Origin of the sequence: Synechococcus sp. MIT S9452, assembly GCF_047304245.1 — a bacterium.
GTDB lineage: Bacteria > Cyanobacteriota > Cyanobacteriia > PCC-6307 > Cyanobiaceae > RCC307.
The window spans coordinates 2,343,864-2,368,773 of sequence record NZ_CP138956.1; the positions used below are offsets into that span (position 1 = coordinate 2,343,864).

General features: G+C 62.2%; 32 protein-coding genes and 2 tRNA genes. 16 read left to right on the top strand and 18 right to left on the bottom strand.

The features are described 5' to 3' along the window. The first annotated feature begins 5 nt into the window (after nucleotides 1–5). The 4 genes from SIB46_RS12695 (at nucleotide 6) to SIB46_RS12710 (ending at nucleotide 2,115) form a co-directional block, all read left to right on the top strand. The gene (locus SIB46_RS12695; RefSeq protein WP_413296470.1) at nucleotides 6–968 is read left to right on the top strand and encodes an NAD(P)H-binding protein; all 963 of its coding nucleotides are present in this window, start codon (nucleotides 6–8) and stop codon (nucleotides 966–968) included. Nucleotides 969–972: 4 nt separating this feature from the next. Then, a complete protein-coding gene (locus tag SIB46_RS12700) occupies nucleotides 973–1,188 on the top strand; it encodes a hypothetical protein (protein WP_413296471.1) in 216 nt (71 codons plus the stop codon). 79 nt (nucleotides 1,189–1,267) lie between these two features. Continuing rightward, complete coding sequence (locus SIB46_RS12705) at nucleotides 1,268–1,642, top strand: hypothetical protein (protein WP_413296472.1); 375 nt, start codon at nucleotides 1,268–1,270, stop codon at nucleotides 1,640–1,642. A gap of 62 nt (nucleotides 1,643–1,704) precedes the next feature. Then, the gene (locus SIB46_RS12710) at nucleotides 1,705–2,115 is read left to right on the top strand and encodes a tellurite resistance TerB family protein (RefSeq protein WP_413296473.1); all 411 of its coding nucleotides are present in this window, start codon (nucleotides 1,705–1,707) and stop codon (nucleotides 2,113–2,115) included. Here the strand turns inward: SIB46_RS12710 and SIB46_RS12715 are convergent. Beyond that, nucleotides 2,112–2,678: a hypothetical protein gene (locus SIB46_RS12715; protein ID WP_413296474.1), complete on the bottom strand. Its 567-nt coding sequence runs from the start codon at nucleotides 2,676–2,678 to the stop codon at nucleotides 2,112–2,114. The genes SIB46_RS12710 and SIB46_RS12715 overlap by 4 nt on opposite strands. A gap of 223 nt (nucleotides 2,679–2,901) precedes the next feature. Next, on the bottom strand, nucleotides 2,902–3,510 hold the full coding sequence (locus SIB46_RS12720) for a pseudouridine synthase (protein WP_413296475.1): 609 nt from the start codon (nucleotides 3,508–3,510) through the stop codon (nucleotides 2,902–2,904). Nucleotides 3,511–3,559: 49 nt separating this feature from the next. On the opposite strand from SIB46_RS12720, the gene infA reads away from it, so the two are divergent. Beyond that, nucleotides 3,560–3,796 (top strand): translation initiation factor IF-1, encoded by a 237-nt coding sequence (infA, locus tag SIB46_RS12725; RefSeq protein WP_011936101.1) that lies wholly within the window; start codon nucleotides 3,560–3,562, stop codon nucleotides 3,794–3,796. On the opposite strand, the gene trxB is transcribed toward infA, so the two are convergent. The 3 genes from trxB to SIB46_RS12740 all read right to left on the bottom strand — a co-directional run bounded on the left by trxB (nucleotide 3,793) and on the right by SIB46_RS12740 (nucleotide 5,863). After that, the gene (gene trxB, locus SIB46_RS12730; RefSeq protein WP_413296476.1) at nucleotides 3,793–5,160 is read right to left on the bottom strand and encodes a thioredoxin-disulfide reductase; all 1,368 of its coding nucleotides are present in this window, start codon (nucleotides 5,158–5,160) and stop codon (nucleotides 3,793–3,795) included. The two genes, infA and trxB, sit on opposite strands and share 4 nt — an antisense overlap. Before the next feature lie 55 nt (nucleotides 5,161–5,215). Then, nucleotides 5,216–5,419 carry a hypothetical protein gene (locus tag SIB46_RS12735; RefSeq protein ID WP_011936099.1) on the bottom strand — a complete coding sequence of 68 codons (204 nt, stop codon included), beginning with the start codon at nucleotides 5,417–5,419 and terminating at the stop codon, nucleotides 5,216–5,218. A 120-nt stretch (nucleotides 5,420–5,539) separates the two neighbouring features. After that, nucleotides 5,540–5,863 (bottom strand): hypothetical protein, encoded by a 324-nt coding sequence (locus tag SIB46_RS12740; RefSeq protein WP_413296477.1) that lies wholly within the window; start codon nucleotides 5,861–5,863, stop codon nucleotides 5,540–5,542. A 264-nt stretch (nucleotides 5,864–6,127) separates the two neighbouring features. Here SIB46_RS12740 and SIB46_RS12745 point away from each other — a divergent pair, with 264 nt between their 5' ends. Beyond that, a complete protein-coding gene (locus SIB46_RS12745) occupies nucleotides 6,128–6,325 on the top strand; it encodes a hypothetical protein (protein WP_413296478.1) in 198 nt (65 codons plus the stop codon). A 4-nt stretch (nucleotides 6,326–6,329) separates the two neighbouring features. Then, complete coding sequence (locus SIB46_RS12750) at nucleotides 6,330–7,352, top strand: YheT family hydrolase (RefSeq protein ID WP_413296479.1); 1,023 nt, start codon at nucleotides 6,330–6,332, stop codon at nucleotides 7,350–7,352. On the opposite strand, the gene SIB46_RS12755 is transcribed toward SIB46_RS12750, so the two are convergent. From SIB46_RS12755 to SIB46_RS12770, 4 genes are all read right to left on the bottom strand, one after another. After that, nucleotides 7,273–7,548, bottom strand: coding sequence for a hypothetical protein (locus SIB46_RS12755; RefSeq protein WP_413296480.1), 276 nt, complete (start codon nucleotides 7,546–7,548; stop codon nucleotides 7,273–7,275). The genes SIB46_RS12750 and SIB46_RS12755 overlap by 80 nt on opposite strands. Continuing rightward, entirely contained in the window at nucleotides 7,548–7,727 is a 180-nt protein-coding gene (locus tag SIB46_RS12760) for a hypothetical protein (protein WP_413296481.1), read from the bottom strand. Before SIB46_RS12760 ends, SIB46_RS12755 begins: the two co-directional genes overlap by 1 nt. A gap of 268 nt (nucleotides 7,728–7,995) precedes the next feature. Beyond that, nucleotides 7,996–8,577, bottom strand: coding sequence for an EF-1 guanine nucleotide exchange domain-containing protein (locus SIB46_RS12765; protein ID WP_413296482.1), 582 nt, complete (start codon nucleotides 8,575–8,577; stop codon nucleotides 7,996–7,998). 83 nt (nucleotides 8,578–8,660) lie between these two features. Beyond that, entirely contained in the window at nucleotides 8,661–9,878 is a 1,218-nt protein-coding gene (locus SIB46_RS12770; RefSeq protein WP_413296483.1) for a 1-deoxy-D-xylulose-5-phosphate reductoisomerase, read from the bottom strand. An 87-nt stretch (nucleotides 9,879–9,965) separates the two neighbouring features. Between SIB46_RS12770 and SIB46_RS12775 the strand changes: the two genes are divergently transcribed. The 3 genes from SIB46_RS12775 (at nucleotide 9,966) to SIB46_RS12785 (ending at nucleotide 11,819) form a co-directional block, all read left to right on the top strand. Next, complete coding sequence (locus SIB46_RS12775; RefSeq protein ID WP_413296484.1) at nucleotides 9,966–11,297, top strand: sodium-dependent transporter; 1,332 nt, start codon at nucleotides 9,966–9,968, stop codon at nucleotides 11,295–11,297. Between the two features lie 13 nt (nucleotides 11,298–11,310). Continuing rightward, a complete protein-coding gene (locus SIB46_RS12780) occupies nucleotides 11,311–11,514 on the top strand; it encodes a hypothetical protein (protein WP_413296485.1) in 204 nt (67 codons plus the stop codon). Nucleotides 11,515–11,642: 128 nt separating this feature from the next. Then, a complete protein-coding gene (locus SIB46_RS12785) occupies nucleotides 11,643–11,819 on the top strand; it encodes a hypothetical protein (protein WP_413296486.1) in 177 nt (58 codons plus the stop codon). On the opposite strand, the gene cysS is transcribed toward SIB46_RS12785, so the two are convergent. Beyond that, nucleotides 11,816–13,261: a cysteine--tRNA ligase gene (gene cysS, locus SIB46_RS12790; RefSeq protein ID WP_413296487.1), complete on the bottom strand. Its 1,446-nt coding sequence runs from the start codon at nucleotides 13,259–13,261 to the stop codon at nucleotides 11,816–11,818. The two genes, SIB46_RS12785 and cysS, sit on opposite strands and share 4 nt — an antisense overlap. Nucleotides 13,262–13,310: 49 nt before the next feature. Then, nucleotides 13,311–16,214 (bottom strand): DNA polymerase I, encoded by a 2,904-nt coding sequence (gene polA / locus SIB46_RS12795; protein ID WP_413296488.1) that lies wholly within the window; start codon nucleotides 16,212–16,214, stop codon nucleotides 13,311–13,313. Between the two features lie 62 nt (nucleotides 16,215–16,276). Between polA and SIB46_RS12800 the strand changes: the two genes are divergently transcribed. Further along, nucleotides 16,277–16,516 (top strand): hypothetical protein, encoded by a 240-nt coding sequence (locus SIB46_RS12800; protein WP_186547915.1) that lies wholly within the window; start codon nucleotides 16,277–16,279, stop codon nucleotides 16,514–16,516. Further along, nucleotides 16,513–17,781 carry a cation:proton antiporter gene (locus SIB46_RS12805; protein WP_413296489.1) on the top strand — a complete coding sequence of 423 codons (1,269 nt, stop codon included), beginning with the start codon at nucleotides 16,513–16,515 and terminating at the stop codon, nucleotides 17,779–17,781. The genes SIB46_RS12800 and SIB46_RS12805 overlap by 4 nt, the downstream gene beginning before the upstream one ends. On the opposite strand, the gene gltX is transcribed toward SIB46_RS12805, so the two are convergent. Then, nucleotides 17,728–19,155: a glutamate--tRNA ligase gene (gltX, locus tag SIB46_RS12810; protein WP_413296490.1), complete on the bottom strand. Its 1,428-nt coding sequence runs from the start codon at nucleotides 19,153–19,155 to the stop codon at nucleotides 17,728–17,730. The genes SIB46_RS12805 and gltX overlap by 54 nt on opposite strands. A 20-nt stretch (nucleotides 19,156–19,175) precedes the next feature. Next, nucleotides 19,176–19,249, bottom strand: a tRNA-Asp gene (locus SIB46_RS12815). Between the two features lie 205 nt (nucleotides 19,250–19,454). Between SIB46_RS12815 and SIB46_RS12820 the strand changes: the two genes are divergently transcribed. Continuing rightward, a complete protein-coding gene (locus tag SIB46_RS12820; protein WP_413296491.1) occupies nucleotides 19,455–20,327 on the top strand; it encodes a LysR substrate-binding domain-containing protein in 873 nt (290 codons plus the stop codon). A 60-nt stretch (nucleotides 20,328–20,387) separates the two neighbouring features. On the opposite strand, the gene SIB46_RS12825 is transcribed toward SIB46_RS12820, so the two are convergent. From SIB46_RS12825 to SIB46_RS12840, 4 genes are all read right to left on the bottom strand, one after another. Then, on the bottom strand, nucleotides 20,388–20,576 hold the full coding sequence (locus tag SIB46_RS12825; RefSeq protein ID WP_011936082.1) for a hypothetical protein: 189 nt from the start codon (nucleotides 20,574–20,576) through the stop codon (nucleotides 20,388–20,390). Nucleotides 20,577–20,626: 50 nt separating this feature from the next. Beyond that, nucleotides 20,627–20,699: transfer RNA gene (locus SIB46_RS12830), tRNA-Trp, on the bottom strand. 67 nt (nucleotides 20,700–20,766) lie between these two features. Further along, nucleotides 20,767–21,231, bottom strand: a complete 465-nt coding sequence (gene rplS / locus SIB46_RS12835) for a 50S ribosomal protein L19 (RefSeq protein ID WP_413296492.1) — start codon at nucleotides 21,229–21,231, stop codon at nucleotides 20,767–20,769. 62 nt (nucleotides 21,232–21,293) lie between these two features. After that, complete coding sequence (locus tag SIB46_RS12840) at nucleotides 21,294–21,572, bottom strand: peptidase (protein WP_413296493.1); 279 nt, start codon at nucleotides 21,570–21,572, stop codon at nucleotides 21,294–21,296. A gap of 68 nt (nucleotides 21,573–21,640) precedes the next feature. On the opposite strand from SIB46_RS12840, the gene map reads away from it, so the two are divergent. After that, nucleotides 21,641–22,474, top strand: coding sequence for a type I methionyl aminopeptidase (gene map / locus SIB46_RS12845; protein ID WP_413296494.1), 834 nt, complete (start codon nucleotides 21,641–21,643; stop codon nucleotides 22,472–22,474). Here map and SIB46_RS12850 read toward each other — a convergent pair. Next, nucleotides 22,452–23,153, bottom strand: a complete 702-nt coding sequence (locus SIB46_RS12850) for an SDR family oxidoreductase (protein ID WP_413296495.1) — start codon at nucleotides 23,151–23,153, stop codon at nucleotides 22,452–22,454. The two genes, map and SIB46_RS12850, sit on opposite strands and share 23 nt — an antisense overlap. Before the next feature lie 55 nt (nucleotides 23,154–23,208). Between SIB46_RS12850 and SIB46_RS12855 the strand changes: the two genes are divergently transcribed. Both SIB46_RS12855 and SIB46_RS12860 read left to right on the top strand, forming a co-directional pair. After that, nucleotides 23,209–24,294, top strand: a complete 1,086-nt coding sequence (locus SIB46_RS12855) for a DRTGG domain-containing protein (protein ID WP_413296496.1) — start codon at nucleotides 23,209–23,211, stop codon at nucleotides 24,292–24,294. Between the two features lie 48 nt (nucleotides 24,295–24,342). After that, complete coding sequence (locus SIB46_RS12860; RefSeq protein WP_413296497.1) at nucleotides 24,343–24,855, top strand: DNA-processing protein DprA; 513 nt, start codon at nucleotides 24,343–24,345, stop codon at nucleotides 24,853–24,855. Nucleotides 24,856–24,910 lie beyond the last annotated feature (55 nt).

The window sequence follows — 24,910 nt, forward strand, 5'->3', positions numbered from 1 at the left end:
CGCTGATGCGGGTTCTGGTACTTGGTGGAACGGGGACCCTGGGCCGCCAAATTGCCAAGCAGGCACTGGATGCCGGCCACACGGTGCGTTGCATGGTGCGCGCTCCGCGTAAGGCCTCATTCCTGCAGGAGTGGGGCTGTGAGCTCACCCGCGGCAACTTGCTGGACCCCGACTCCTTGGCTTACGCCCTGGAGGATCAAGAGGCTGTCATCGATGCAGCAACCGCCCGCGCCACCGATAGCGAGAGCGTGTATCGCATCGACTGGGACGGCAAGCTGAATCTCTACAACCAGTGCCGCCAAAAAGGTGTGCGCCGTGTTGTATTCACCTCCCTGCTCGAGGCTGAGCGCTTTCGCTCGGTGCCTCTGATGGACATCAAGCACTGCACCGAGCAGATGCTTTTAGAGAGCGATTTCGATGTCACGATCCTGCGCACCTGCGCCTTCATGCAGGGCGTAATTGGGCAGTTTGCGATTCCCGTTCTGGAGTCACAAACCGTTTGGGTGAGTGGCAGCAGCACCCCGATCGCTTACATGAACACCCAAGACGTGGCCCGCTTTGCGGTGGCTGCTTTGGGCCGTGAGCAAACCATTGGCGGCAGCTACCCGGTGGTGGGCCCGAAGGCCTGGAACACCGGCGAAGTGGTGCAACTGTGTGAGCGCCTAGCCCGTAAAGAGGCTCGCGTGATCCGCGTACCGCCCGCCTTGATGCAATCGATGCAGGGCCTGGTGTCGTTCTTTGAGCCCGGTGTGAACGTCGCCGAGCGCTTGGCCTTTGCTGAGGTCACCGGCGGTGGCGTCAGCCTCACCGCGCCAATGGAGGAGAGCTACGAAGCCTTTGGCCTGGATCCAGCCGAGACCACTTCCCTTGAGGGGTATCTGGAGGAATACTTCAGCAGCATCCTCAAGCGCTTGCGCGAGATGGAAGCCGACCTCGATAAGGACGCCAAGAAGAAACTGCCTTTCTGAGCCCATGGCCATTGCCCAGATCAAAAACCTGCAACGGCGCTTGGCCAACATGGAATCTGAGGCCACGGCTGCCTTGGATCGTGCTTGCGGCAACAACCTCTGGGCCTCGATTGGTCCTGATGCCATCGATGGCTTGGAGGATCCCGCGGCGCGGGCCCAGGCGAACTACTACTACGGCCAATTGATGACTGTGCGCGAGCTTCAAGACGTGCTGGGCTAAGGCGCTGATGCTGTTTGGCAGTTCAGCACAAAGGATCGGCTCTTGCTCCTGGCTGATTCTGCTGGGGTGCCTGGGTTTGATGCCGCTGCAGGCCCATCAAGTTGACGATGGTCACCATCAGGCCTGCCTGGAGGCCAGGGACTACAGCGGTTGCATTGAACTGAATCAAGCGGCGGCCCAGCAGCACAGCGTCCGCGCCTCAGAGCAGAAAAAACACTGCACCGCCTTGAACCGAACCCTGCTCAAAGAGGTGCGCAATGCCATCAGCGTGACGGCATTGAGCTACGAAGCTGAACTCAAAGCGGCTTGCCCGCGGCGCGATCTGGCCTGCTCCAAGCGCTTTCAGCAAGGCAATTCCTATGCGCTGTATCTCAAGACAGCGCCCAAAAATTCCCATCACTTCAATGTGATGAGCTTGCGCCAGGAGCTTGAGCAGGCGGGCTGTCAGCCCTAGGCCCCCTGGCCAGTTGGTGAGGCCGCCATTGATGATGGGCCTTGCGTTGATCAGCAGTGGCGATGACTGAGGCCGAGGCATTTGCAGCCATTGCCCTAGCGGCTGTGGCCGCTGACGGCAAGATTCGTCAAGACGAAGCATCAGCCCTGCGCAAGGTGCTTGAGCACCGCCAGCTGTTTCGTGAGATGAGCGAGCAGGCCATGGGCAATCTCTCGATTGAGTTGATGCAGTCTCTGGAAAGTGATGGCGTGCGCGGTCTGATGGACCGTGCTCTGCTCAAACTCTCGCCCGATCTGCAGGAATCAGCCCTTGCGGTGGCTGCCCACCTGGTCTATTCCGACCGCTGGGTTAAACCCCAAGAAACCGAGTTCCTCAACTACCTGGTGGATCAGGTCAAGCTGCCGGAGGGCAGCGATGGCGCTTCCATCGTGCGTGCGTTTGAGATCTTCTACCGCGACACCCTGCGCGATTAGATGCAATGCTCCATCAATAAATCGCGACCCATTCCAAGTTTGTCCTGGTTGGCATAAGCCTCTTCTTCGAGAATTCGCACTTGGGTTGTGATTTCTCCATAAAGGGATTTATTCAGTGCCCGCATGGCTTGGCGATCGATTTCACGTGAGATGCCAAGGGGTTTGGGACGGCTTCTGATCGAACCACCTGCGCAGCTTTGGGCGGTATGAATCGCCTCGTGATTCAAAACTTTTGCAAATTCCACCGTGCCTTGTTTGACAACGGATTGACTGATGCGCAGTTCTCCCCGTCTGGGATTCCATTCGCCAGCAGCTTCTTCTTTTTTGGGCTCAGCTATCACAACTGTTGCTCCAGCATTTTCTAATTCTGCGAGCAAGTCTTTGATGTCTTGTCTTTGTGCCTGGTGGGTTGGTGGATTGTTTGCCATCGCCTTGAGCTGATCCAGGGTTTTGGCGGGTTCACCACTGCGGCGTTTGTAGGTGTATCTCGCTTTGCCATTGGGCATGCGCTGCAATCGCGGCAGCCATTGCTGGTCGTTTTGGCGCAGCGCCGCCAGCACCATGGTTTGGTTGCTGGGCCCCAGCTCCAGGTTTTCCGGCAGGCGAGCCACCTTTAAGGGTTTTGCGGGCGCAATGGCGGCCGGCGGGATTGATGGTGGGGCTTGGTTGCGCTGGCCCCGCACCACCATCACGGCAGATGCCAACACCAGCAGAACAATGGCGCTGCTGATCTGATGGGTGGTTGGTTTAAAGCGCACCACTGGCCGTCGCTCTTGCGCACGGCCCTTAGCTTCTCAGGTTTGCCATCCGCTTGGTTTCGAGGCGGGAAAGCCAGCGCCACTGGCCTGGCTCCAGGCCCTCTAACGACAGGGGCGGCTGGCCGTCCATCAGATCCAGGCTCCAGCGGATCAGCCGCAGCGTGGGAAAGCCAATGGCTGCTGTCATGCGCCTGACCTGACGGTTGCGGCCTTCGGTGAGCTCGAGCTGAAGCCAAGCGGTGGGCACGCTGAGCCGCTGGCGAATCGGGGGATTGCGCTCAGCGATGGCAGTGGCGACCTCTGGATCCAGTAGTTGGGCCCGCGCCGGGCGGCTGGGGCCATCTTTGAGTTGGAGGCCCCGCCGGAGCGGTTCGAGGTCAGCCTCGGTTGGTGCCCCTTCCACTTGGGCCCGGTATTGGCGCCAGTGGCCAAAGCGTGGGTTGGTGAGTTGATGCTGCAGCCCGCCGTCGCTGGTGAGCAGCAACAGCCCTTCGCTATCGGCATCCAAGCGCCCAGCGGCATAGACGCCTTTGACCGGAACGAAGGACGCCAGGCAGTCCCAACGGCTACCAGCTTCATGGGTGAACTGGCTCAGCACTCCGTAGGGCTTGTGAAGCAGCAGGCAAGTTGAAGCCACTAGACCTTATAAAGTGAATATTCCTTGGACGAGCGAACCCAGCAGCTGCATGATTGAAACCTCCGGAGTCATTGAGAAGGAACAGGGGAACGGTTTTTACCTGGTCACTCTCGAGCAGCCGGCTGGTCACCAGTGCCTCTGCCGCGCCGCAGGCAAGCTCACCAAGTTCCGCATCAAATTGCTAGCCGGCGACAAGGTGCTGGTGGAGATCAGCCCCTATGACCTCAGCCGTGGCCGCATCACCTACCGCGAACGCAACGCCGGTGGCCCGCCGCGCCGCCGTTAAAGCAGCGCTTCAATCGCCTGCTTCACCTCGCTGCGCTGCTGCACGCCGCGCCATTGTTTTTTGAGCTCTTTTCCGTAGAAGAGCTGCACGGTTGGGGTGCCGGTCACTCCGGCTTGCGCCGCGATCTCAGGATCGTCTTCCAGGTTGATTTCCACCCCTTGGGCGGCGCCTTCGAGTTCATTGAGCACCCGCTTGAGCTGGGGCTTGAACACATGGCAAGGCCCGCAACTCGGTGAGGTGTAGGTCACCAGCAGCGGTTTGGTGCTCTCGTGATACAGCCTGCGCAGGGCGTAGCTGCCGCCTTGCCAAAGCGCGTCTGCGCTGAAATCGGCTTCGGTGGCTGTGGTGGTGGGCTGAGGCAGTTCCGCGGCCTTGGGCTCCACCTCCTCACGGCTGATGGTGACCGCCAGATCGTTGTTGCTGAGCCAGCGCTCGGCAGCCAGGGCCGCCTGGCAGCCACTGGCGGCGGCGGTGATCGCTTGGCGCCACTGGTCATCAGCCACATCACCGGCGGCAAACACGCCCTCTTTGCTGGTGTTGGGGGAGCCGCCTTCGATGACGAGATAACCCTTGGCATCGAGCTCGAGTTGCCCTTTCACCAGGCGGGTGTTGGGGGTGTGGCCAATGGCATAAAACAGGCCCTTCACCGCCAGGGTTTCGCAGGCCTTGCCGTCACTTCCATTGAGCTGCAGCTGCTCGAGCCATTGATCACCACCAAAGCCGCCCACCTGCCGATTCCAGTGCACGGTGATCTGGGGATTGGCCAACACCCGATCGGCCATGGCGCGGCTGGCCCGCAGGCTGTCTTTACGCACGATCAGGTGCACATGGGAGCCGTACTTGGTGAGGTACACGGCTTCTTCGCAAGCGGAATCACCGCCGCCGACCACCGCCAGCTCCGCCTTGCGGAATTGGGGTGTGGCGCCATCGCAAATGGCGCAAGCGCTGATGCCGCGGCTCCAGTAGGTGTCCTCGCCGTCGATGTGCAGCCGATTGGCACTGGCTCCAGTGGCCAGGATCACGCTGTGGGCCAGAACGGTTTGGCCTTCCACTTGGATTCGGTAAGGCCGCTGGGAGAGATCGAGGGTTTCGGCATCAGCCTCGATTAGCCGGGTACCCCAGCGCACGGCTTGGGACTTCATCCGGTCCATCAGCTCAGGGCCAAGGATTCCGTCGGGAAAGCCGGGGAAATTTTCAACGTGGGTGGTGGTCATCAGCTGACCACCGGGAATGCCGCCGTCTTGATAGCCGGTGATGAGCAACGGGCTCAGATTGGCCCGTGCGGCATAGAGAGCTGCGGTGTAACCGGCAGGGCCGGAACCAATCACCACAAGGTTTTCCACCGCTGCAGCAGCGCTGCCCATCGACGCTTAACCGGAATGAATGCGCATAAAGGCTAACGGCCTTTATGCGGAATCGCTACGGATTAAGGCTGGCAATGGTGGGCGGCACCAGCAAGGGCTCATGCATGGCTTCGGGCGAGCGCATCAACCAGTCAGCCATTTCGCTGGTCAAGGCAAAGCTGGCTTCGTAGTCACCCTTGGCCTCGAGTTCGGCCAGACGGGCTTCGAGCCACACCAGGGTTGGACCCAGGCTGCGGTGCGGAGACGATCCAATGGTCATGGCAACCTCCGATTGCGGACCACGCTGCTCGGGAAAAGCCCCGAATCAGCTGTGAGTTCGCGAAACGTCGCACTTTTCTGACGACCGGAGTGTTACGAGCATCACCGGATCAGCGACTGCTCACCGATCAATCGGCTCAATGCTGTCGATGTGCAGGGAACGGGGCAGCCCTGGGCGCACCACGGGTTTTTTGAACCGGCGTTTGTTGAAGGCCGGTGGCGGCGTTAGCGGCGGGGCTTGCAGCTCCAAGGCGCTCTCCTCGGGCTCCTCGCTCGGTCTGCTCAACCAGTCGTTGTCGTCGCTGTCGTCTTCGGCTTCTGGAAGCACCTCTTCAGGGGTGCTCTCCTCCTCGCTGCCGCCGCGGTACGGCTGCACCTGTAAGGGCACCTGGCTGATCAGGCTTCCGCCCAGAAGGGCTGCGATCAGTGGGAGGGTGAACGCCATGCACGGGAGCGTACTGGGTCTGTCCTGGGCTTGGTCAAAAAAAAACTCCACTGCCCGGCAGCGGAGTTCGAAGTGACGTGTTCGCGGCTGGCTCCGGGGGCCTGTTTCGTTCCGCACTTTCATTAAGACCCATGCGAATCACAGAACTGTGACTGGCTCAGCCCCTGGCCTGACCAAATGTGACTGAGCCCTTTTGAGTACTTCTGCGCAGGCTGAACGCTTCTGGCGTCACTAGTTTCCGGCCATCGAGGCGCGTGAGATGAGATGCCCCAGTTCCCCACACCCAACCCTTCCTCGTCCTCGGTTCCACCGGGGTTGCGGCGGCGCTTGGAGCGCTGCTGGCACAAGGAGTGCGACATTGATCCTTTGATCCTGCGGCTTCGGCGTTTACGCCGGCGTCGAGGTGCACGGGCCCAAGCGGCAGCCCGCAGCGTCGAGCAGGAGATGTTGCCGATCCTTTGAAGCGTTGAGCCAGTCCGGTTGGAGTGAGATCGCAGCAGACGGCTTTCGGGCTCGCTTGCCCTGGCTGGGCGGTGACCTGCAAACCCTGCGCGACACCTTGAAGCCCCCGCGGCTGCCCGTTGACCTCGGTGAACACGTCCCCGTACCAATGGCCTGCGGCGGCCAGTTGCTGGCGGTTCACGATCATTGTGCCGATGCCCAGGGGCTGGTGTTGTTGCTGCATGGCCTCGGCGGCCACAGTGATCGCGAAGGCCTCAGGCGCATGGGCTTGGCGCTGCAGGCCGCTGGCTTTTCAGTGCTGCGCCTCAACCTGCGTGGGGCCGGCAAGGGGCGGGCCTTGGCCTCAGGCACCTATGCGGCCCACTGCAACCGTGATCTCTGGCCCGTGCTCGAGCGCGCCCGGCAGCTGGCTGGCGGCAAGCCGCTGCTGGGGGCAGGCATTTCCCTGGGGGGCACGATCTTGCTCAACGCCTGCCTGGAGCAGGCCGATGCCCTCGATGGCTTGGTCTGCACCAGCAGTCCCTTGGATTTGGCGGCGTGTTCGGCCTCGATTGAGCGGCCCCGCAATCGCGTTTATCAGCGCTGGTTGATGCGCCGTTTGGTGGCGCAAACCCTGGAGGACGACAGCTCCGTGACGCCCGCTGAACGCGAGGGCCTGCAGCAGGTGCACAGCATCCGCGCCTTTGATGATTTGATCACTGCGCCGCGCTGGGGTTATGGCGGCGTGGAGCGCTACTACCAGCAGGCCAGTCCAGCGCCTCGCTTGGGCCAACTGCGCACCCCAACGCTCCTGCTGCAGGCCGACGATGACCCATGGGTGCCGGTGGCTGAGGCCCGGAGGCAGCAGGGCCGCCACAGCGCTTTTGAGGTGGTGATCAGCCGGGGCGGCGGCCACAACGGCTTCCATGGCTGGGGCGATGCCCCCTTGGCTTGTTGGGGCGACCGGCTTACGGCAGCCTGGCTACAAGATCGCTGCAGGGCGCTTCCAGGGGCTCCAGGCAGAGATGCAGCTCCTCAATCGCGCTGAGCAGTTCCCTGAGCTGCTGGGTTTGTTGCTCCTCACCCGCCGCAGGGACCATGGCCAGGCTGCTCATCACCTGCTGAAACTGATCACAGGTGCGCTCCAGCTGGGCGCGACGACCGCTTGGCAGCTGCAAGCGCTTTTCCATCAAGCAATCCAGCAGGGTCTGGATTGAGCGCAGCTCTTGAACGATGTCTTGCATCAGTCGTCGTAGTGGCGTGTGCCCACCCAGCCGTCCGTGCTGGGTTGTTGATCAATGCGCCAATACCGCTCACCGCCGCGGTACCAGGAGTCGATCATCACCGCTTGGATCTGCTCAGCGCTGCAGTGCTCAACGTCAGGACTCTCCAAAAGTTGGATCTCCTTGGTGGGGTCCGTCATGGGCCACAAAAAGACGTCGCCTTCACTGTGGAAATTCCCTGGCGCAAGGGTGATGGGGTTCAGCAAGATTTCCCAATCGCTGCGATGCCAAAGGGCCGATTTAGGCTTCGAAGGTGCCTTTTGTTGGCTGCGCAGCAATGTTTGAGAACGACCGGCGCCCCCCTTGGTTGAACTGGTTGTTCCTCGCCATGTTCCTTTGGTCCTCATGGACCTTGGCCGGCTACTGGTTCAACCAGATGCATCAATAAAGCGCGTGGATCCGGCTGTCTTAGCGAATCGCCTCGCTGTGGTTGACGAGCAGGTGATGCACATCGTCGAGGCCATCTTTGGCCTGCTGGCGGGCCAGGTCAAAGTCGCCATGGGCTTCGCCCAGTAGCGCCTCGCCTACGCGGTCGAGCAGCTCTTCGTTGTGCTCGCTCAAAAAGGCCAACAGCTCCGTCTCGATCACCTGGCGCACGGCTTTGGAGCGCAGGTTGTTGTGATCAGCTTCGGCGTAGGTGCCGCCCACCAGCTCTTGCACAAATAGGCGCTGCACTTCGCTGCTGCGGAAGAAGCTTTCCACGGCATTGATGGTGCCGTCAGCCAGGGTGCGCTCCACCTCCATCGGCTCTTCTGAGAGCTTGAACTCCCACTCCAGGTGACGCCGCTGCCAGCCCTGTTGCTGCAGCAGCGGCAGCACCATTTGGGAGAAGGTGTCAACCGAGATCTCGTAGATGCGCTCGGCTAGGCGCTCGCACCAGTCGTGGCCGTGGCCTTCCAGGTTCTGCCGAAGTTCAATGCGCTCCACTTCATGGCCGCCGTGATGGCTGTGGCACACATCACCGGGGCACTCAACTGCTTTTAGGGACATGGCCTGGCTCAGACTCTCTCATTGCCTTGCTAAAGGCGCTGCCCGTCCAGTCCTGATGGTTGCAGAATCTCTTCGCCTGGTTGTTACGCCGCCAGCGGCACGCTGCTGGCCTCCAGTACGTGGTGGCGTGCCCATTGATCCACTGCGAGCACATCATCGAGGCTGGGCTGGGCTTTGAGATCGCTGCGGTGGCGGTCACAGGTGGCCTCAATCAGCTTGGGAATGTCGAGGAAATGGATGCGCTCCTCAAGGAAGAGGGCCACCGCCTGCTCGTTGGCGGCATTCAGCACAGCCGGCATCGTGCCGCCGGCGCGGCCGGCGGCATAGGCCAGATCCATGCAGGGGTATTTGGCCGGATCTGGGGCGCGGAAGGTGAGCTGTCCCAGTTCGGTGAGATCAAGGCGGCGCCAGGGGGTTTCCAGTCGCTCCGGCCAGCTGAGGCAATAGAGGATCGGCAGCTTCATGTCAGGCCAGCCCAGCTGTGCCAGCACCGAGGAGTCGGCCAGCTCCACCATCGAATGGATGATCGATTGCGGGTGGATCACGATCTCGATGTGGTCGTAATCCACGCCATAGAGGTAGTGGGCTTCGATCACTTCCAGCCCTTTGTTCATCAAGGAGGCGGAATCCACCGTGATCTTGCGCCCCATGCTCCAGTTGGGGTGGCTGGTGGCATCGGCCACCGTGGCTTTGGCTAGATCGGCGGCTGCCCAGTCGCGAAAGGCACCGCCCGAGGCGGTGAGTTGGATGCGGCGCAGCCCCGGGGTGGGTACACCCGTGGAAAGCCGGGCGTTGTCAGCCCAGGGGGTGCCCTGCAGGCACTGGAAGATCGCCGAGTGCTCGGAATCAGCCGGCAGCAGGCGGCTACCGCTGCGCTCGAGCGCCGGCAGCACCACCGGACCAGCGGCAATCAGGGTTTCTTTGTTGGCCAGGGCCAGGTCTTTGCCGGCTTCAATCGCCGCCAAGGTGGGCAGCAGACCAGCGCAGCCCACGATTCCGGTGACCACCAGATCGGCGCTGCTCCAGGCGGCGGCCTGACAGAGCCCCTCGCTGCCGGCCACCAGCTCAGGCAGACGCGGCAGGTTCAGGGCTTGGAGTCGCTCGCGCAGCTCGCTCAGCAGGGCGGGATCGGCTAGGGCCACTACTTCGGGTTGATGGCGCTGCACCTGCTGGCACAGCAGCGCCAAGTTGCGGCCGGCGGTGAGGGCCACCACGCGGAAGCGCTGGGGAAACTCCTCAACGATTTCGAGGGTTTGCGTTCCGATGGAGCCGGTGGAGCCCAGCACGCTGAGAGCTTTCACGGCCACTGCCTGAGAGGGCACCCAGTCTCCCATCGAATTGGCTAATCACTGGCAAGCTGGCGCGGCATTGGGCTGGTGGGAGAAGCGATGGCAGCGCGGGAGAAGTGGCGCTCAGGTCTGGGGTTTGTGCTGGCAGCGGCTGGCAGTGCTGTCGGCCTGGGGAACCTGTGGGGCTTTGCCTATCGCGCCTCCCAAGGCGGCGGCGGGGCGTTTTTGCTGCTGTATGTGCTGATCGTGCTGGTGGTGTGCCTGCCGGTGTTGGTGGCGGAAATGGTCTTGGGCCGCAGCACCGGCCAAAGCCCCCTGCTGGCGCCGGTGGCTGCTGCTGGCCGCCGCTGGCAGCCCATGGGCTGGCTGTTTGTGCTGGCGGCCTGCGGAATCTTGGCGTTCTACGCCGTGTTGATGGGCTGGACCGGCGTCACCCTGCTGCAGTCCGCTTTTGTGGGCTTGCCCCAAGACATGGGGGCCGCCGAGGAGTTCTTCGCTGGCCTTAGTGGCGGCCGCACGGCCCTGTTGGGTCAGCTGATCAGCCTGCTGCTGACCGCTGTGGTGGTGGCTGGCGGAGTGCAAAAAGGGATTGAGCGCCTCTCGCGCTGGGGTTTGCCGCTGCTGTTTGTGGTGTTGATTGCCCTGGCGATCTGGGCCTCCGGGCTAGAGGGTGCCGCCAGCGGCTACCGCACCTTTTTGCTGCGTTGGGACGGCGCTCAGCTGCTGGATCCCACCACCATCCGCAATGCCTTCACCCAGGCCTTCTTCTCGATCGGCACGGGCATCGGCTGCATCCTGGCCTACGCGGCCTATCTCGATCGCCGGGCCCACCTGCCCCGCGAGGCCCTGGCGGTTGTGGGCATGGACACCGCCGTTGGCTTGCTCGCCGGCATGGTCACCTTTCCGGTGGTGATGAGCTTTGGCCTCAGTGAGGTGATCAGCAGCTCCACCTTGGGCACGATTTTCATCGCTCTGCCCACGGGCTTGTCGTCGTTGGGGATGAGCGGCCAGGTGGTGGCCGTGGTGTTTTTTGCACTGGCTTATTTGGCGGCGATCACCTCAGCGGTGTCGCTGCTGGAGGTGCCCGTGGCCTGCTTGATCGATCGTTTGGGTTGGAGCCGGCCCAAGGCGGTGTGGGTGAGTGCGGCGGTGATCTTTGTGCTTGGCCTGCCGGCTGCCACCTCGCTGGGGGTGCTCGGCTGGATGGATTCCGTCTTTGGCGGGGTGCTGTTGATCCTGGGCGGGCTGCTGCTGGCGCTGCTGCTGGGTTGGGTGGTGCCGAGTCGCTTTGAAGACGATCTCAGCAGTAGCGACGCTCCCCAGGCCGTGCGCCAGGGGCTGATGCTGCTGTTGCGCTGGGTGGCGCCACCGGTGATTGCCTTTGGTCTGTTGGTCTCGGTGTGGGATCTTCTGCGCAGTTGGTTCGGTTAAATCGATGCCATTGATGGACTGGATCAAGCGCTGGAATTTCATTGAGCGCGCCCGCTATGAGCGTCAGCTGATTGAGGCCTTTGGCCGCGGCGAAGACATCGATGCCTTGGCAGCCAATTGCGAGCCGGGCTTTCAAAAGGAGGTGTGGGAGGCGATGGTGCCGCGCATTCGCAAGATGGAGCGGATGATGCGCGATCAGCAGCCACCGCAAAGCTGACGCCACTCTGTTGCGCGTCTTGCGGGACGCAGGTCAGGAAATGGATACAGCCGCTTACGGCGAGCCCTTGGAGCTGTTCAATGGTTCAGAGGCATTAGCGCCTTTCTTTTCTCTGAACGGGGAATGTCATGAACCTTCATCAGGGAGTTCGCCTGCAGTTGCCAGGCGATAGCCGTTGTTTTCAGGTGCTCAGCGTGGATGCCCCGCGCGGCCGCTGCTTTGTGCGCCAGCTGCCCCTCACCCGCCATGGCTCACGGGTGATTGAAATCTCGCTGGATGCCATTGAGGCTGCCCAGCCGGCCTAGGCCCGAATCCAGTCGGTGATGCCGCCGGGTTTATCGATCAGCTCGATGCCTTCGGCTTTGAGTTCCGCGCGGATGCGGTCGGCTTCGCCGTAGTCCTTGTTGGCTTTGGCGGCCTTGCGGGCCTCGATTAAGTCGTTGATCCGTGCGCCGTCATCACCACCGCTGCTCGGTGCTGTGATCTCTGTCGCTAGTCCTAGAGCGCCGGCCAGTTCTTGCAGCAGTTGCCACTGGCCCGCGAGTGCCTTGTCATCGGCTGTGATGGCATCACCGCGCTCCAGGCGGTTGGCCAGGGCCCGCAAGGGACGCGCCAGCTCAAACAGCACCGCCAGGCCGCCGGAGCTGTTGAGGTCGTCATCCATGGCCTCGATGAAGCGCTGCCGCTGCTCCTCCAGCGCGCTGCTCAATTCGCCTGCGCCGCTGCTCCAGCCCAAGGCCTCGCCATGGCGCTCACCGAGTAGCAGGGCGCTGTTAAGTCCCTTCCAACCGCTGGCTGCGGCATCGAGGGCTTCAGCCGTGAAGTCGAGTGGCTTGCGGTAATGGGCCTGCAGCACAAACAGGCGCAGGGTCATCGGCGAGACGCCGCTATCGAGCAGCGCCCGGATCGTGGTGAAGTTGCCGAGCGATTTCGACATCTTGGTGCCGCCGACATTGACCATGCCGTTGTGCATCCACAACTTCGCCAAGGTTGTGCCGTTCGCGGTTTCTGATTGGGCGATTTCGTTTTCGTGGTGCGGGAACACCAAATCGCCACCGCCCAGATGGATGTCGATCGTCAGGCCCAGCTCCTGGCGCACCATTGCTGAGCACTCGATGTGCCAGCCCGGCCGCCCTGGTCCCCAGGGGGAGTCCCAGCTGGGTTCACCTTCTTTGGCGCCTTTCCAGAGGGCGAAATCAAAGGGGTGCCGCTTGCGGCTCTCTTCTCCATCAGCCGTGCGGCCACTGGCTCCCTGCTGTTGTTCGTTGGGATCGCGGCCGCTGAGTTTGCCGTAATCCTTGGCTTTGGAGATGTCGAAATAGACATCGCCATCCGAGCTGTAGGCCGCGCCTTTGGCTTCGAGTTCGCTGATCAGTTTTTGAATGCCATCGATGCAGCCTGTGGCCCTGGGCATGCGATCGGCCGGCAAGATATTGAGCCGGCCCATGTCGATTTCAAAGGCCTCGATATTGCGCTCGCTGACAGCCTCCATGGAGCTGCCTTCCTCATTGGCGCGGTTGAGGATCTTGTCGTCGATGTCGGTGTAGTTCTGAACGTAGGTGACGTCGTAGCCGCGCCAGATCAGGTAGCGGCGCAGCACATCCCAATTGATGTAGCTGCGGGCATGGCCCAAGTGGCAGAGGTCATAGACCGTGACGCCGCAGCAGTAGATCGTGGCTTTGCCGGCCTCAAGAGGCTCGAACGCTTCGGTGCGGCTGGTGAGGCTGTTGGTGAAGCGCAGGGACACGGCAAGAACAGGCGCAGAACCGGAGGTTACGTTCCAGCCGGGATCTGTGTTACTTCGCCTCCATCCAGTTGGGGCCACTGCCGATCTCAACCACCAACGGCACGCTCAGACTCACGGCCTGCTCCATGGTGCGTTGCACGCTGCTCTGGACCGCATCTAGCGCATCGGGGGCGCACTCGAGCACCAGCTCGTCGTGCACCTGCAGCAGCAGCCGGGCCGGCAGTTGCTGCTCGAGCAGCAGCAACTGCAGATCCACCATCGCCTTTTTGATGATGTCGGCGCTGGAGCCCTGGATCGGGGCATTGGCGGCGGCTCGCAGTTGCTGGGCTTCCATGCCGCCACGCCTGGCTACATCGAGATCGATCTCAGCGGGATCGGTTCCCTTGAGGCGCCCGAGGCCTTGGGGATCGAAATGGAAGGGCCGGCGGCGCCCCATCAGCGTTTCCACGTAGCCCCGGCTGAGGGCCAGGCGCTCCTGCCATTCGAGGAACGCAAACACCTTGGGGTAGCGCTGCTTGTAGCGGCTCAGGAACTCCTTGGCTTCGGCTTGGCTGACGCCGGTGGCGCGGGCAAAGCGTTGGGCGCCCATGCCATAGATCACCCCGAAGTTGATGGTTTTGCCCAGGCGCCGCTCCGCATCGCTCACCTCGCTTTTGTCCAGCAGCAGGCGGGCCGTGAGCGCATGCACGTCATCGCCGCTGTTGTAGGCCTCCACCAAGGCCTCTTCGCCGCAGAGGTGGGTGAGGATGCGCAGCTCGATCTGGCTGTAGTCGGCACTGAGCAGGGTCCAGTCCTGCTGGGGCAGGAAGGCTTTACGGATCTGGCGGCTGTAGGCCGTGCGCACCGGAATGTTCTGCAGGTTGGGGTTGCTGCTCGAGAGCCGCCCAGTGGCCGTCACCGCCTGGTTGAAATCGGTGTGCACCCGCCCGGTTTCGCTTTCCACCAGCTGGGGCAGGGCATCGACATAGGTGCTTTTGAGCTTGCTCAAGGTGCGGTGCTCCAGCACCAGGGGCACCACCGGGTGGGCGTCTTCAAGTTTTTCCAGCACCGCGGCATCGGTGCTCCACCCGGTTTTGGTCTTGCGTGATTTTTTGCGGTCCAGCCCCAGGGTGTTGAACAGCAGTTCGCCCAGCTGTTTGGGGGAGGCCAGATTGAACTCTTCGCCGGCCGCGGCAATGGCTTGCTGCTCAAGTTGCTGCAGCTTCTCGCCCATCGATTGGCCCAGCTCTTGCAGGTAGGGCACATCAATGCGGATGCCGGTGGCTTCCATTTGCGCCAGCACCGGCTCCAAAGGCAGTTCCAGCTCAGCCAGCAGCTGCGGCAGGGCGCCGCCGAGCTGCTCGAGTTGTCGCACCAGATCAATCGCCAAGCGGTAGGTGAGGTGCACATCCATGCCGCAGTACTGGGCTGCGGCTTCGATGGGCACATCGGCAAAGGTCTGCCCTTTGCTCACCAGATCGCTGAAGCTGGTGGGGCGGAAGCCGTAATGGCGCTGGGCCAACTCCTCGAGGTTGTGGCGCGCTGAGGCGTCGCGCAGATAGTCCGCCAGCAGGGTGTCGACGGCTACGCCATTGAGCTCCAGCCCATGGCGCAGCAGCACCAGCCGGTCGTATTTGGCGTTCTGCAGGCACTTCCGCTGCGTTGGGCTGGCCAGCCACGGGGCCATGGCCTCGAGCACATCCGCTAGAGGCAACTGCCCCTCGGCGCCGCTGTGGCCTACGGGGATGTAGGCCAGATCGTTGTCGGCTTCACCCCAGCAGAAGCCCAAGCCCACCAGCTGCGCGCGGAACGGGTTGAGGTCGGTGGTCTCGGTGTCGATGGCCACGGCGGGGGCATCGGCGCTGCGTTGCTGCAGCTGGCTCACCAGGGCCTGGAGCTGAGCGGAGCTGGTGATCAGCTGCGGGTTTAACGGCGGGGTGGTGGGCGTTTCGCTCTCCGGTTCGCTCTCGGCAGCGCTGGGTTCGGCTCTACTTGCGGTGTCGAGGCTGAGTTGGCCAGCGGCGGAAAAGAGCTCGGCAAACTTTTCGCTTTGGCGCTGCAGGCTGTTGAGCTCCAGCTCCTCCAGCCGCTGACGCAAGGCCCCCAGCTCCACCAGGCCCAGACCCAACCGCGGATCTTCAGGTAGGGGAATGTCCACCAGGATTTCCGCCAGCATCCGCGAGCGGTAGGCGTTTTCCTTGTCGTTGCTGAGCTTGCCCTTGAGTGCGCCTTTGAGGGCTCCACTGTTGGCTTTGGGGTCGCTCAGGGCTTCAAGAGCCTTGTAGACCCCATCAAGATCACCGTTTTCGCTCAGCAGGTTGATGGCCGTCTTGGGGCCAACACCGCGCACCCCCGGGATGTTGTCGCTGCTGTCACCGGTGAGGGCCTTTAGGTCCACCACCTTGTTGGGCATCACGCCGAGTTTGCTGACGACGCCCTCTTCTCGGATCTCAGTGGGGCCACTGCTTTTGGCGTAAGGGCCACCGCCCATATAAAGGACAGCGATGTCGCGCTGGTCATCCACCAGCTGGAACAGGTCGCGGTCGCCCGAGAGGATTCGCACCCGCCAGCCCTCATTGGCGCCGCGGTTGGCCAGGGTGCCGAGCACGTCGTCGGCTTCGTAGCCCGGGGCCAGGCAGAGGGGGATATCCAGGCAGCCTTTGAGGATCTCTTGCAGGTTCTCGACGTCCTGGAAGAAGTGATCGGGGGCTACATCGCGGTTGGCTTTGTAGGTCTCATCGGCTTTGTGCCGGAAGGTGGGCTCAGCGGTGTCAAAAGCGATCACCACCCCCTGGGGTTTGAGGCTTTTGCAGTTATCGAGCAGTGCTTTGAGGAAGCCGTAGGTGACGCTGGTGGGAATGCCGTCTTGGGTGCTTAAGCCCCCTTCGCCCCCCTTGGAGAAGGCGTAGAAGCTGCGGAAGGCCAGGGAATGGCCATCCACCAGCAGCAACAGAGGCTTGGTTGTGCTGCCCATCAGACGCTGGAATTGGCCCACAGCCTGCCATCCGGCATCCTTGGGTGAGACCTGCACAGCTGATGAGCCGTCGCCCGAGCCGCTATGCCGTGCATCTGTTGCTGGAAGGCGGCCATCGCCACCAGATCCAGTTTCCTGATCTTGAGAGCTTTCAGAGCTGGTACGCCGAGAGCCTCAACAAGCCCGATGCCCAGGCTTTTGTGAATGTGCCCATCACCGAGCTGGAGGGTGAATACTTTGTGGTTCGTCCGCGGGCTGTGCTGGCTGTACATGTCGAACCCCAGTTCACGGGTCTTGAATGAGCGCTGAGCGGCTCAATCTGCTCTGGGGCATCACCATGGCCTCCGGGGCCACGGCCCAGCTGGTGGCCAAGCTCACCAGCCTGCAGGCGGTGGTGCTGCTGCTGGTCAGTGGTTTGGTGGTGGGACGAGCCGGTTTCCATTGGGTGGAGCCACTGGATTTGGGCTCCAGCCTCGGCACCGTGGTCGGCCTGCTGGTGAGCCTGGTGCTGTTTGAAGGCGGCCTCAAGCTGCGGCTCCCCGGGGGTGAGCTGCGCACAGCTGTGCTGCGCATCGTGGCGGTGCGGCTGTTGGTGGCCTTTGGCGGAGCCTTTCTGGCGGCCCACTGGTTGGCTGGATTGAACTGGTCGTTGGCTGCGGTGTTCAGCGCCATCGTCTTGGCCACCGGCCCCACGGTGGTGAACCCCCTGGTGCAGCAGATGCGCCTGCAAGAGCCCCTCGGCGAGGTGCTGGAGGGGGAGGGCTTGGTGCTCGAACCGATTGGTGCCGTGCTGGCGGTGATGCTGCTGGAGCTGGTGCTGGGTGATCGCACCGGCTGGCAGGGTGTGGCCGCTGGCCTGCTGCTGCGCTTGGGCTTTGGCGTGGCCATGGGCTTGCTCAGTGGCCTCTTGCTCTCTGAGTTGCTCAGGCGCTTGCCAGCTGATTCCGGGGTTTTGGGCCTGCGGGTTCAGCTCACGCTGGGCATTTTGTTTCTGATGTATGGCGGTTGCGACGCTCAGCTGTCGGAATCGGGATTTCCTGCGGCGGTTGCGGCTGGGGTGGTGGTGGGCCGCCGGCCCTCCTCGGAGCCGCAGCAGCTTGATGACTTCATTCGCCAGCTGGCTCAACTGGCGATCACGGTGCTGTTTCCGCTGCTGGCTGCTGATGTCTCCTGGCGGGAACTCAGCCCCTTGGGGCTGGGCGGGGTTGGTTGCGTGCTGGTGCTGATGGTGGTGGTGCGCCCGCTGTCGATCTCAGTGGCCAGCACCGGCTTGCCCCTGCAGTGGAAGCAGAAATTGATGCTGAGCTGGATGGCGCCGCGCGGCATTGTTACGGCCGCGGTGGCCAGTTTGTTTGCGATTCGCTTGGAAGCTGCTGGCTTCTCAGGTGCTGGACGCCTGCAGGGCTTGGTCTTCCTCACGATCTTGATGACCGTGGGCCTCCAAGGCCTAACGGCGCCTTGGTTGGCGCGCCGCTTGGGCTTGGTTCAGCCTGATCTGGAGCCCGAGGCCGGTTCAGCCGAGGGCGCGGCTGATGCGCCCGCGGTCTTGCCCGGACGCGTTCAGTAGCAGCCAGCTCTCCATCAGATCAGGGCCCTGCAGTTGGCCCATCAAGGCACCGCGCAGCGATTTCATCAGCACGCCTTTTTTCACATCGGCGGCTTTGCAGGCGTCGCCCAGCAGGGCTTTGGCCTGCTCGGCCTGGAGTGGCTCATCGCCCAGTGCGCTGAGCAGGGCCTTGAGGGCCTCTTGGGCTCCGGGTTGTTGCAGTTGCTGGTGAGCGTCGTCCTTGAGGGAGGGCGTTTCAAAAAATGGTCGGGCTTGCTCCACGCCATCGGCCAGCAGCGTCAGGGAGGGGCCCAGCAGCTCGCAGAGTTGCTCCAGCCAAGCTTGGCTGCGGCTAGCGGTCTCAAAGCCTGCCTCTTGCCAGAGCGGGGTGAGCCGGCGGTTGAGCTCTGTGGCACCAAGTTCATGCAGCACCTGGCCATTGAGCCAGTTGAGCTTGTCCCAATCAAAGCGGGCGCCGGCTTTGTTGACGCGTTGGAAGTCGAACACCTTGGCGGCCTCGGCCAAGGAAAAGCGCTCGCCCATGCCCTCCGGCGGCGACCAGCCCAGCAGGGTCATGTAGTTGGCCAGGGCGCTGGCGGTGTAGCCCATGCCGCGGAAGTCGCTCACCGAGGTGACGCCATCGCGCTTGGAGAGCTTGCGGCCCTCTTGGTTGAGGATCAGCGGGGTGTGGGCGAACGCAGGCAGCGGCAGCCCTAGGGCTTCGTAGAGCAGCAGTTGCTTGGCGGTGTTGGCGATGTGGTCTTCACCGCGGATCACATGGGTGATGGCCATGGCGGCGTCATCAACCACCACCACCAGGTTGTAGAGCGGATCACCGATTTGATCGGCTGGAGCGCGCCGGGCGATCACCATGTCGCCCCCCAGGTCGGCTCCGCTCCAGCTCATGGCTCCGCGCACCAGGTCGTTCCACTGGATGCTGCGGCTGTCATCAATGCGGAAGCGCACCGTGGCCTGGCGTCCTTCGGCTTGATAGGCAGCTTCCTGCTCGGGGCTGAGGTTGCGGTGGCGGTTGTCGTAACGCGGCGCTTGCTTGCTGGCTATTTGGGCCTCGCGCATGGCGTTGAGCTCGTCTTCGGAGGCGTAACAGCGGTAGGCCAGCCCGGCATCCAGCAGTTGTTCGATCGCTTGGCGGTGCTGCTCCACCCGCTCGCTTTGGATCACGGGCTCGGCATCCCAGTCGAGGCCCAACCAGCTCAGGCCATCAAGAATGTTGCTGGTGTATTCGCTTTTGCTGCGCTCTTTGTCGGTGTCTTCAATGCGCAGCACAAACTCGCCGCCATGGCGCCGCGCATACAGCCAGTTGAACACCGCTGTGCGCGCGGTGCCGATATGAAGCGTTCCCGTTGGGCTGGGGGCCAGACGAACACGCACCATTGAGGCTGTTGAGGTGAAAACGGGACCGACGGGATTCGAACCCGCAACTTCCGCCGTGACAGGGCGGTGCTCTAACCGGTTGAACTACGGTCCCAAGCCGAGAGGAATCGTGAGGCCGTCACGGAATCTTCAGCAATGTCGCTAGCGCGACTTGATGAGTATCGACTGCCGCCTATCCCTCCGTCAACACAGCTTTTCAGCGGCACTTATGCGAGCAATGCATAGGTCTTATAAGACTCCTGTCGTCAGGATTTCTTTGGTCGTACAACGGGTCCATTAGCCAGAAATGCCTAGTCAAAGTGGTTGGCCTCGAAGAGCTGGCAATGCTCGACCACGTGCTGTGGTTTCGCTCGGGTGAGGCCGCTGCTCAGCGTTTGCACTGCGCGCAAAGCACCGTGTCGCGGCGCAATACCGAAACGCTGCGTTGTTTTGGGTTGGAGATGCTGCGCGAGAACGGGGAATGGGAGCTGGAGGGAGATCAAACCCTGCTGCGCATGGAGCGGCGGGTGCATCAGATGCATCGCTTCCTCAGCGACGAGCCGCTGTGTCGCTTGGAGGGATCGCCTTGGGGAGGCCCTGTGTTGGCCGACCCGATGCCAGCGGGATGGGTTGGCGGCGTGTGGAATCACGTTGGTATGGAACGCCCGCTGCAACTGCTGCGGGAGCGTGTGATTGATGCTTGGGTCGGCAGCTATCAGCCTGATATGCCACTGAGCGATAGCGAGATCACGGTGATTGATCTCTGCCGCACGCCCGTGCACTTGGTGGCGAACCCAGGGCATCCACTAGCCAGTCGCCAGCGCTTGGCGCAGGAGGACCTGGATCCTTTTCCCAGTCTGAGTTTGCCGTCTGGGATGTTTCCCAAAACAGAAGCCATCCTGCGCAGCCATGGCCTGTGGACAACTCCGGCGCGGATGGCCCGCTACAAGCCGGAGTTGTGGGAAGGGCAAACGGCGGATCAGGTCACACTCAGCTATGCAAGTTGCTTAGCCCTTGAAGTGATGGAGGGGTTGCAGGTTCTGCCCTACGACCTCGGCTTGATGAGTGGTGAGAGCTTGGTGGTTCGCAGCGATTTACTGCCGCAACCCAAGGTCTTGGCGTTGTTGAGCAGCTTGCGTCGCCGTGTCTCGATCAAAGCCAAGGAGCTGCCTGAGATCGTTTTGCCGCACTAAAAAACCCGGCGGGGGCCACCGGGTTGAGATGAGGTGCCAACGAGGTCGTTGTTGGACTTTTTAGTTGTGGAAACCAGCAGGTTCGATCAGTCGCACCTGGTTGCCCCGGGCGGTGAATTCACGACCCTGATCGCTTTGAACCACAACGCGACCGCCAGATTTGACCCGGATCACCCTGGCCCGCACCCAACCTAGGGCTGCGGATTCGAGCACCTTCACAACATCACCAGGTTGAAGATCCAATTCCATGCTTTAGGCCTCGATTCAAACCTCAAAAAGTGGACAAAAGGTGCATCGCACGCGCCGTGGAGGACTCGAACCCCCGACATCAGGTTTTGGAGACCTGCGTTCTACCAACTGAACTAACGGCGCAGGAGGCGATGCACCAAAGCCGGTGCTGACTCTAGGCACCGGAAGCGGCCCTGAGCGGGCTGCTGTGTCAGCGATCGAAGCGCTGCTTGACCCGGGTGGCTTTGCCCATCCGCTCGCGCAGATAGAAGAGCTTGGCGCGACGCACCTTGCCGCGGCGCTCCACCTTGATGGAGGCCACCTGGGGGCTGTGGATCATGAACACCCGCTCCACGCCAATGCCCTGGAAGATTCGGCGCACGGTGATGGTTTCGTGCATGCCGCCGTGGCGTTTGGCTATCACCACACCCTCGTAGGGCTGAACGCGCTCTTTGTTGCCCTCACGGATGCGGACGCCCACCTTGACGGTGTCGCCCACATACACGTCAGGAAGATCGGACTTGATCTGACCTTCTTCAAACGAGCGGATCAGCTCTTCGGCGCTCAGCTTGCGCGTGCTGACCTTGGCCGCGGCTGCCTTCTTGGCAGGGGCTTCCTCGGTGGCGCTGGCTACAGCGGTCTCCTCGGTCTTTGCTGCTGTTTCCTCTGCGGTCATTGCGATTCGATGCAACTCAACAGGTGAGTTGCCGTAGCGGGCCAAGGGTCCAGCTTACCTCTTCACCTCAACCATTTCCCCAGAAGCATCAGCGCTCCGGTGCTGAGCATCCATATCAATCCCAGCCCATTGAGCACGACGTAAATCGTTTCGCCATGGGCGCCCAGCCATTCCCCCTCATGGAGTTGCATCAACCAGTGGGCTTGGTCTCGGCCCCAGCCGCCCCAATCCCGCATCAGGCGGTAGCCCAGCCCAGTGCTGACCGTGATGAGCAGGGGCAGCAGGACGATTGGAGCCAGGCGTCCATGCCAGCGGCGGATCCGCAGCAACCAGGTGCTCATCGGTGCAGCTCCGCGACAAGACGGACAGCATTGATAGCTTGAAAGTACTGACGTCTGCTTTTGCTGAGATGAACTTGTTCGCAGAGCTGATGGCGTCCTCGAAGCCCCAGACCGGTCCTCGCATTAGTAATAACCGCCGCGGCATCGAGATCAAGTCCGAGCGCGAGATCGGCATCATGCGCCAATCGGGCCGCATCGTGGCCACGGTGCTCAAAGAAATCATGGGGCTGGTGAAGCCCGGCATGACCACCGGTGAGCTCGATGCCTATGCCGAAGAGCGCATCCGCGCCATGGGGGCTGTGCCCAGCTTCAAGGGCTATCACGGCTTCACGGGAACGATCTGCGCCAGCATTAATAACGAGGTGGTGCATGGCATCCCCAGCAAAAAGCGGGTGATCCGTGATGGCGACCTGCTCAAGGTCGACACCGGCGCTTTCTATGAGGGCTATCACGGCGATAGCTGCATCACGATTGGCGTTGGCTCCATCTCAGAAGAGGCTGAGCGCCTTTCCCGCGTGGCCCAGGAATCGTTGATGCAGGGCTTGTCCCAGATCAAAGCCGGCCGCACCCTGCTCGACATCGCTGGCGCGGTCCAAGATCACGTTGAAGCCAATGGCTACGCCGTTGTGGAGGACTACACCGGGCACGGCGTTGGCCGCAATCTGCACGAGGAGCCCTCGGTCTTCAACTACCGCACCCGCGATCTGCCCAATGTGCAGCTGCGTTCAGGCATGACCTTGGCTGTGGAGCCGATCCTTAATGCCGGCGCCAAAAACTGCCGCACCCTCAAAGACCACTGGACCGTTGTGACCCAGGACGGCAGCCTTTCGGCCCAGTGGGAGCACACCGTGCTGGTGACCGATAGCGGCTACGAAATCCTTACGGACCGGGACGCTGTGTGAACCAGCGGTAGTAGCGCTCGCGCCCCCAGCAGGTCAGTGGCATGAGCAGCCAGGTGAGCGGATTGGGGCTGACGATGATCAGTTCACGTCCCGCGGCGGCTTGGCGCAGCACAGCAGTGGCCACACCGCTGGCTTGCATGAATCCATAGGGGTTCAGCGCTGAACGGAAGGGCCCCAACACCAGCCGGCGCACGGTGCATACCGCATCGATGCGCCTGAGGCTGACCAGCTGACCAAGGGCCCGTTTGCTGATCTCATAGAGCGGACTGAACGCCGGGTTGACCTCGGCTTCCGAGGTGTTCACCCACAGTTCGCGGTCATCACCGGGCTTGGCCGTTTTCAAAAAGAGTTCCATCAGCCGCAGGGCGCTGCTGAGGTTCACCTCGAGGCTGTCGGCGGTGGATTGGGCATCACGGGCGCCCATGCGGTTGATGCCGTGGTTGATCACCAGCAGTTGCAGCGACTCCAGCTGCGGCCGCAGCGCCTCTTCCTGTCCCACCGTCCAGGCGATGGTTTCGATTTCCAGCTCCTGATCGCCGTCTTGAAGCCGCACGGGACCAGGGCTTGAGCTCAAGGCCACGGGAATGGCGCCTTGGCGATGCAGGGCGAGCAGCAGGGCCCGTCCGAAGCTGCCGCTGGCTCCAGTTACGCCGCAGCGTTGGCCTTGAAACAACGGCATCAAGGCTGTTTTGTTGCCAACTCGGTAGATTTTCCCATCACTCCAAGCCACTGCTATGGGCCACTCCGGTGCCACTCTTTTGGTGGGTTCCTGCGAACCCTTCAGTGGCAAGTCGGCCCTGGTGATGGGCTTGGTGCAGCAGCTGCGCGATAAGGGCCAGAGCCTGCGCTACGGCAAGCCGCTGGCCACCAGCATTGAGCAGCACACCGGTGGCGACACCCTGATCGATGACGACGTGCGCTTCGTTGGTGAAATTTTTGATCTGCCGCCAAGCGCCCTGCTTTCCTCGCTCACCTCCAGCACGCCAGAACCCACCAAACAGCAGTTGGCCACCGGCAGCTTGGTGGCACCTGAGCAAGCGCTTGAGCAACTGCGCGGGGTGCTGGGGGCTGGCGAGGGAATCACCCTGCTGGAAGCGGCTGGTTCCTTGAACGAGGGTCTGCTGTTTGGCCTCAGCTTGCCCCAGCTGGCCCATGGCCTGGAGGCGCCAGTGTTGTTGGCCCATGCCTGGGAGGACGCCGGCAGCGTTGAGCCCTTGCTGCAGGCTAAAGCCCTGCTGGGCGATCAACTGCTTGGAGTGGTGCTCAACAACGTTGAGCCTGATCAGATCACGGCCCTGCGCGCCGAGCTCAGCCCCGCCTTGGAGGCCTTGGGTTTGCCCCTCTATGGGCTGTTGCCCCGTAGCCCGCTGCTGCGCAGCGTCACCGTTGGTGAGCTGGTGCAGCGCTTGCGCGCTGAGATGTTGTGCTGCCGAGAGCGCAAAGACCTGCTGGTCGAAACCCTCAGCATCGGCGCTATGAACGTGAACTCCGCCATGGAGGTGTTCCGTCAGCAGCGCAATATGGCCGTGGTTACTGGCGCGGACCGCACTGATATCCAGTTGGCTGCCCTGGAGGCGTCCACCCAGTGCTTGATCCTCACTGGCGCTGGTGACCCCCTACCGCAGCTGGTGAGTCGCGCTCAAGAACTCGATGTTCCCCTGCTCAAGGTGGAGCACGACACCCTGGCCACGGTGGCGGTGATTGAGAAGGCCTTTGGCCATGTCCGCCTGCATGAAGCGGTGAAGGCCACCTATGCGGCCCGGATGGTGGCTGAGCACTGCGACTTCGCCGCGTTGTTTTCCCGTCTTGGTCTGGCCTAAAGCGCCAGCGTTGCTACGGTCAACGAGCTTTCTGTCCTGGCGTCCCCTGTGACCCGGTCCCTTGATCTGCCGGCTCTCGATCGGGTCGACACGCTGGCTCAAGAGCTTGCACTCATGCAGGACACCGGCCAGCGACGGATCGCCATCCTTGGCACGCGCCATGTGCCTGTGGTGTCGATCCATTTGGTGGAACTGTTGGCTCGCTCCCTGGTGCAGGAGGGCCACTCCATGCTCACCTCAGGCGCGCAAGGGATCAATGCCGCAGCGATTCGTGGTGCCTTGGCGGTGGACCCCGCCAAGCTCACCGTGATCCTTCCGCAAAGCTTGGAGTTGCAGGCGCCGGAATCCCAGGAGTTGCTGGAGCAGGTGTTGCATCTGGTCAGCAAGCCGGAAAACGACGACCTTCCGCTCACCGAAGCCAGCACCCTCTGCAACCAAGAGATTGTGAGCCGCTGCGATCAACTGATTTGTTTCGCCTTCCACGACAGCGAAACGTTGATCCAGACCTGCCAAGACGCAGAAGATCTCGGCAAGGTCGTCACGCTGCTGTTCTTTGATTAGCCTGCTCGCAAAATAAGATGCGATAGTCTCTCTGCGTAAAATATTGATAGTGGAG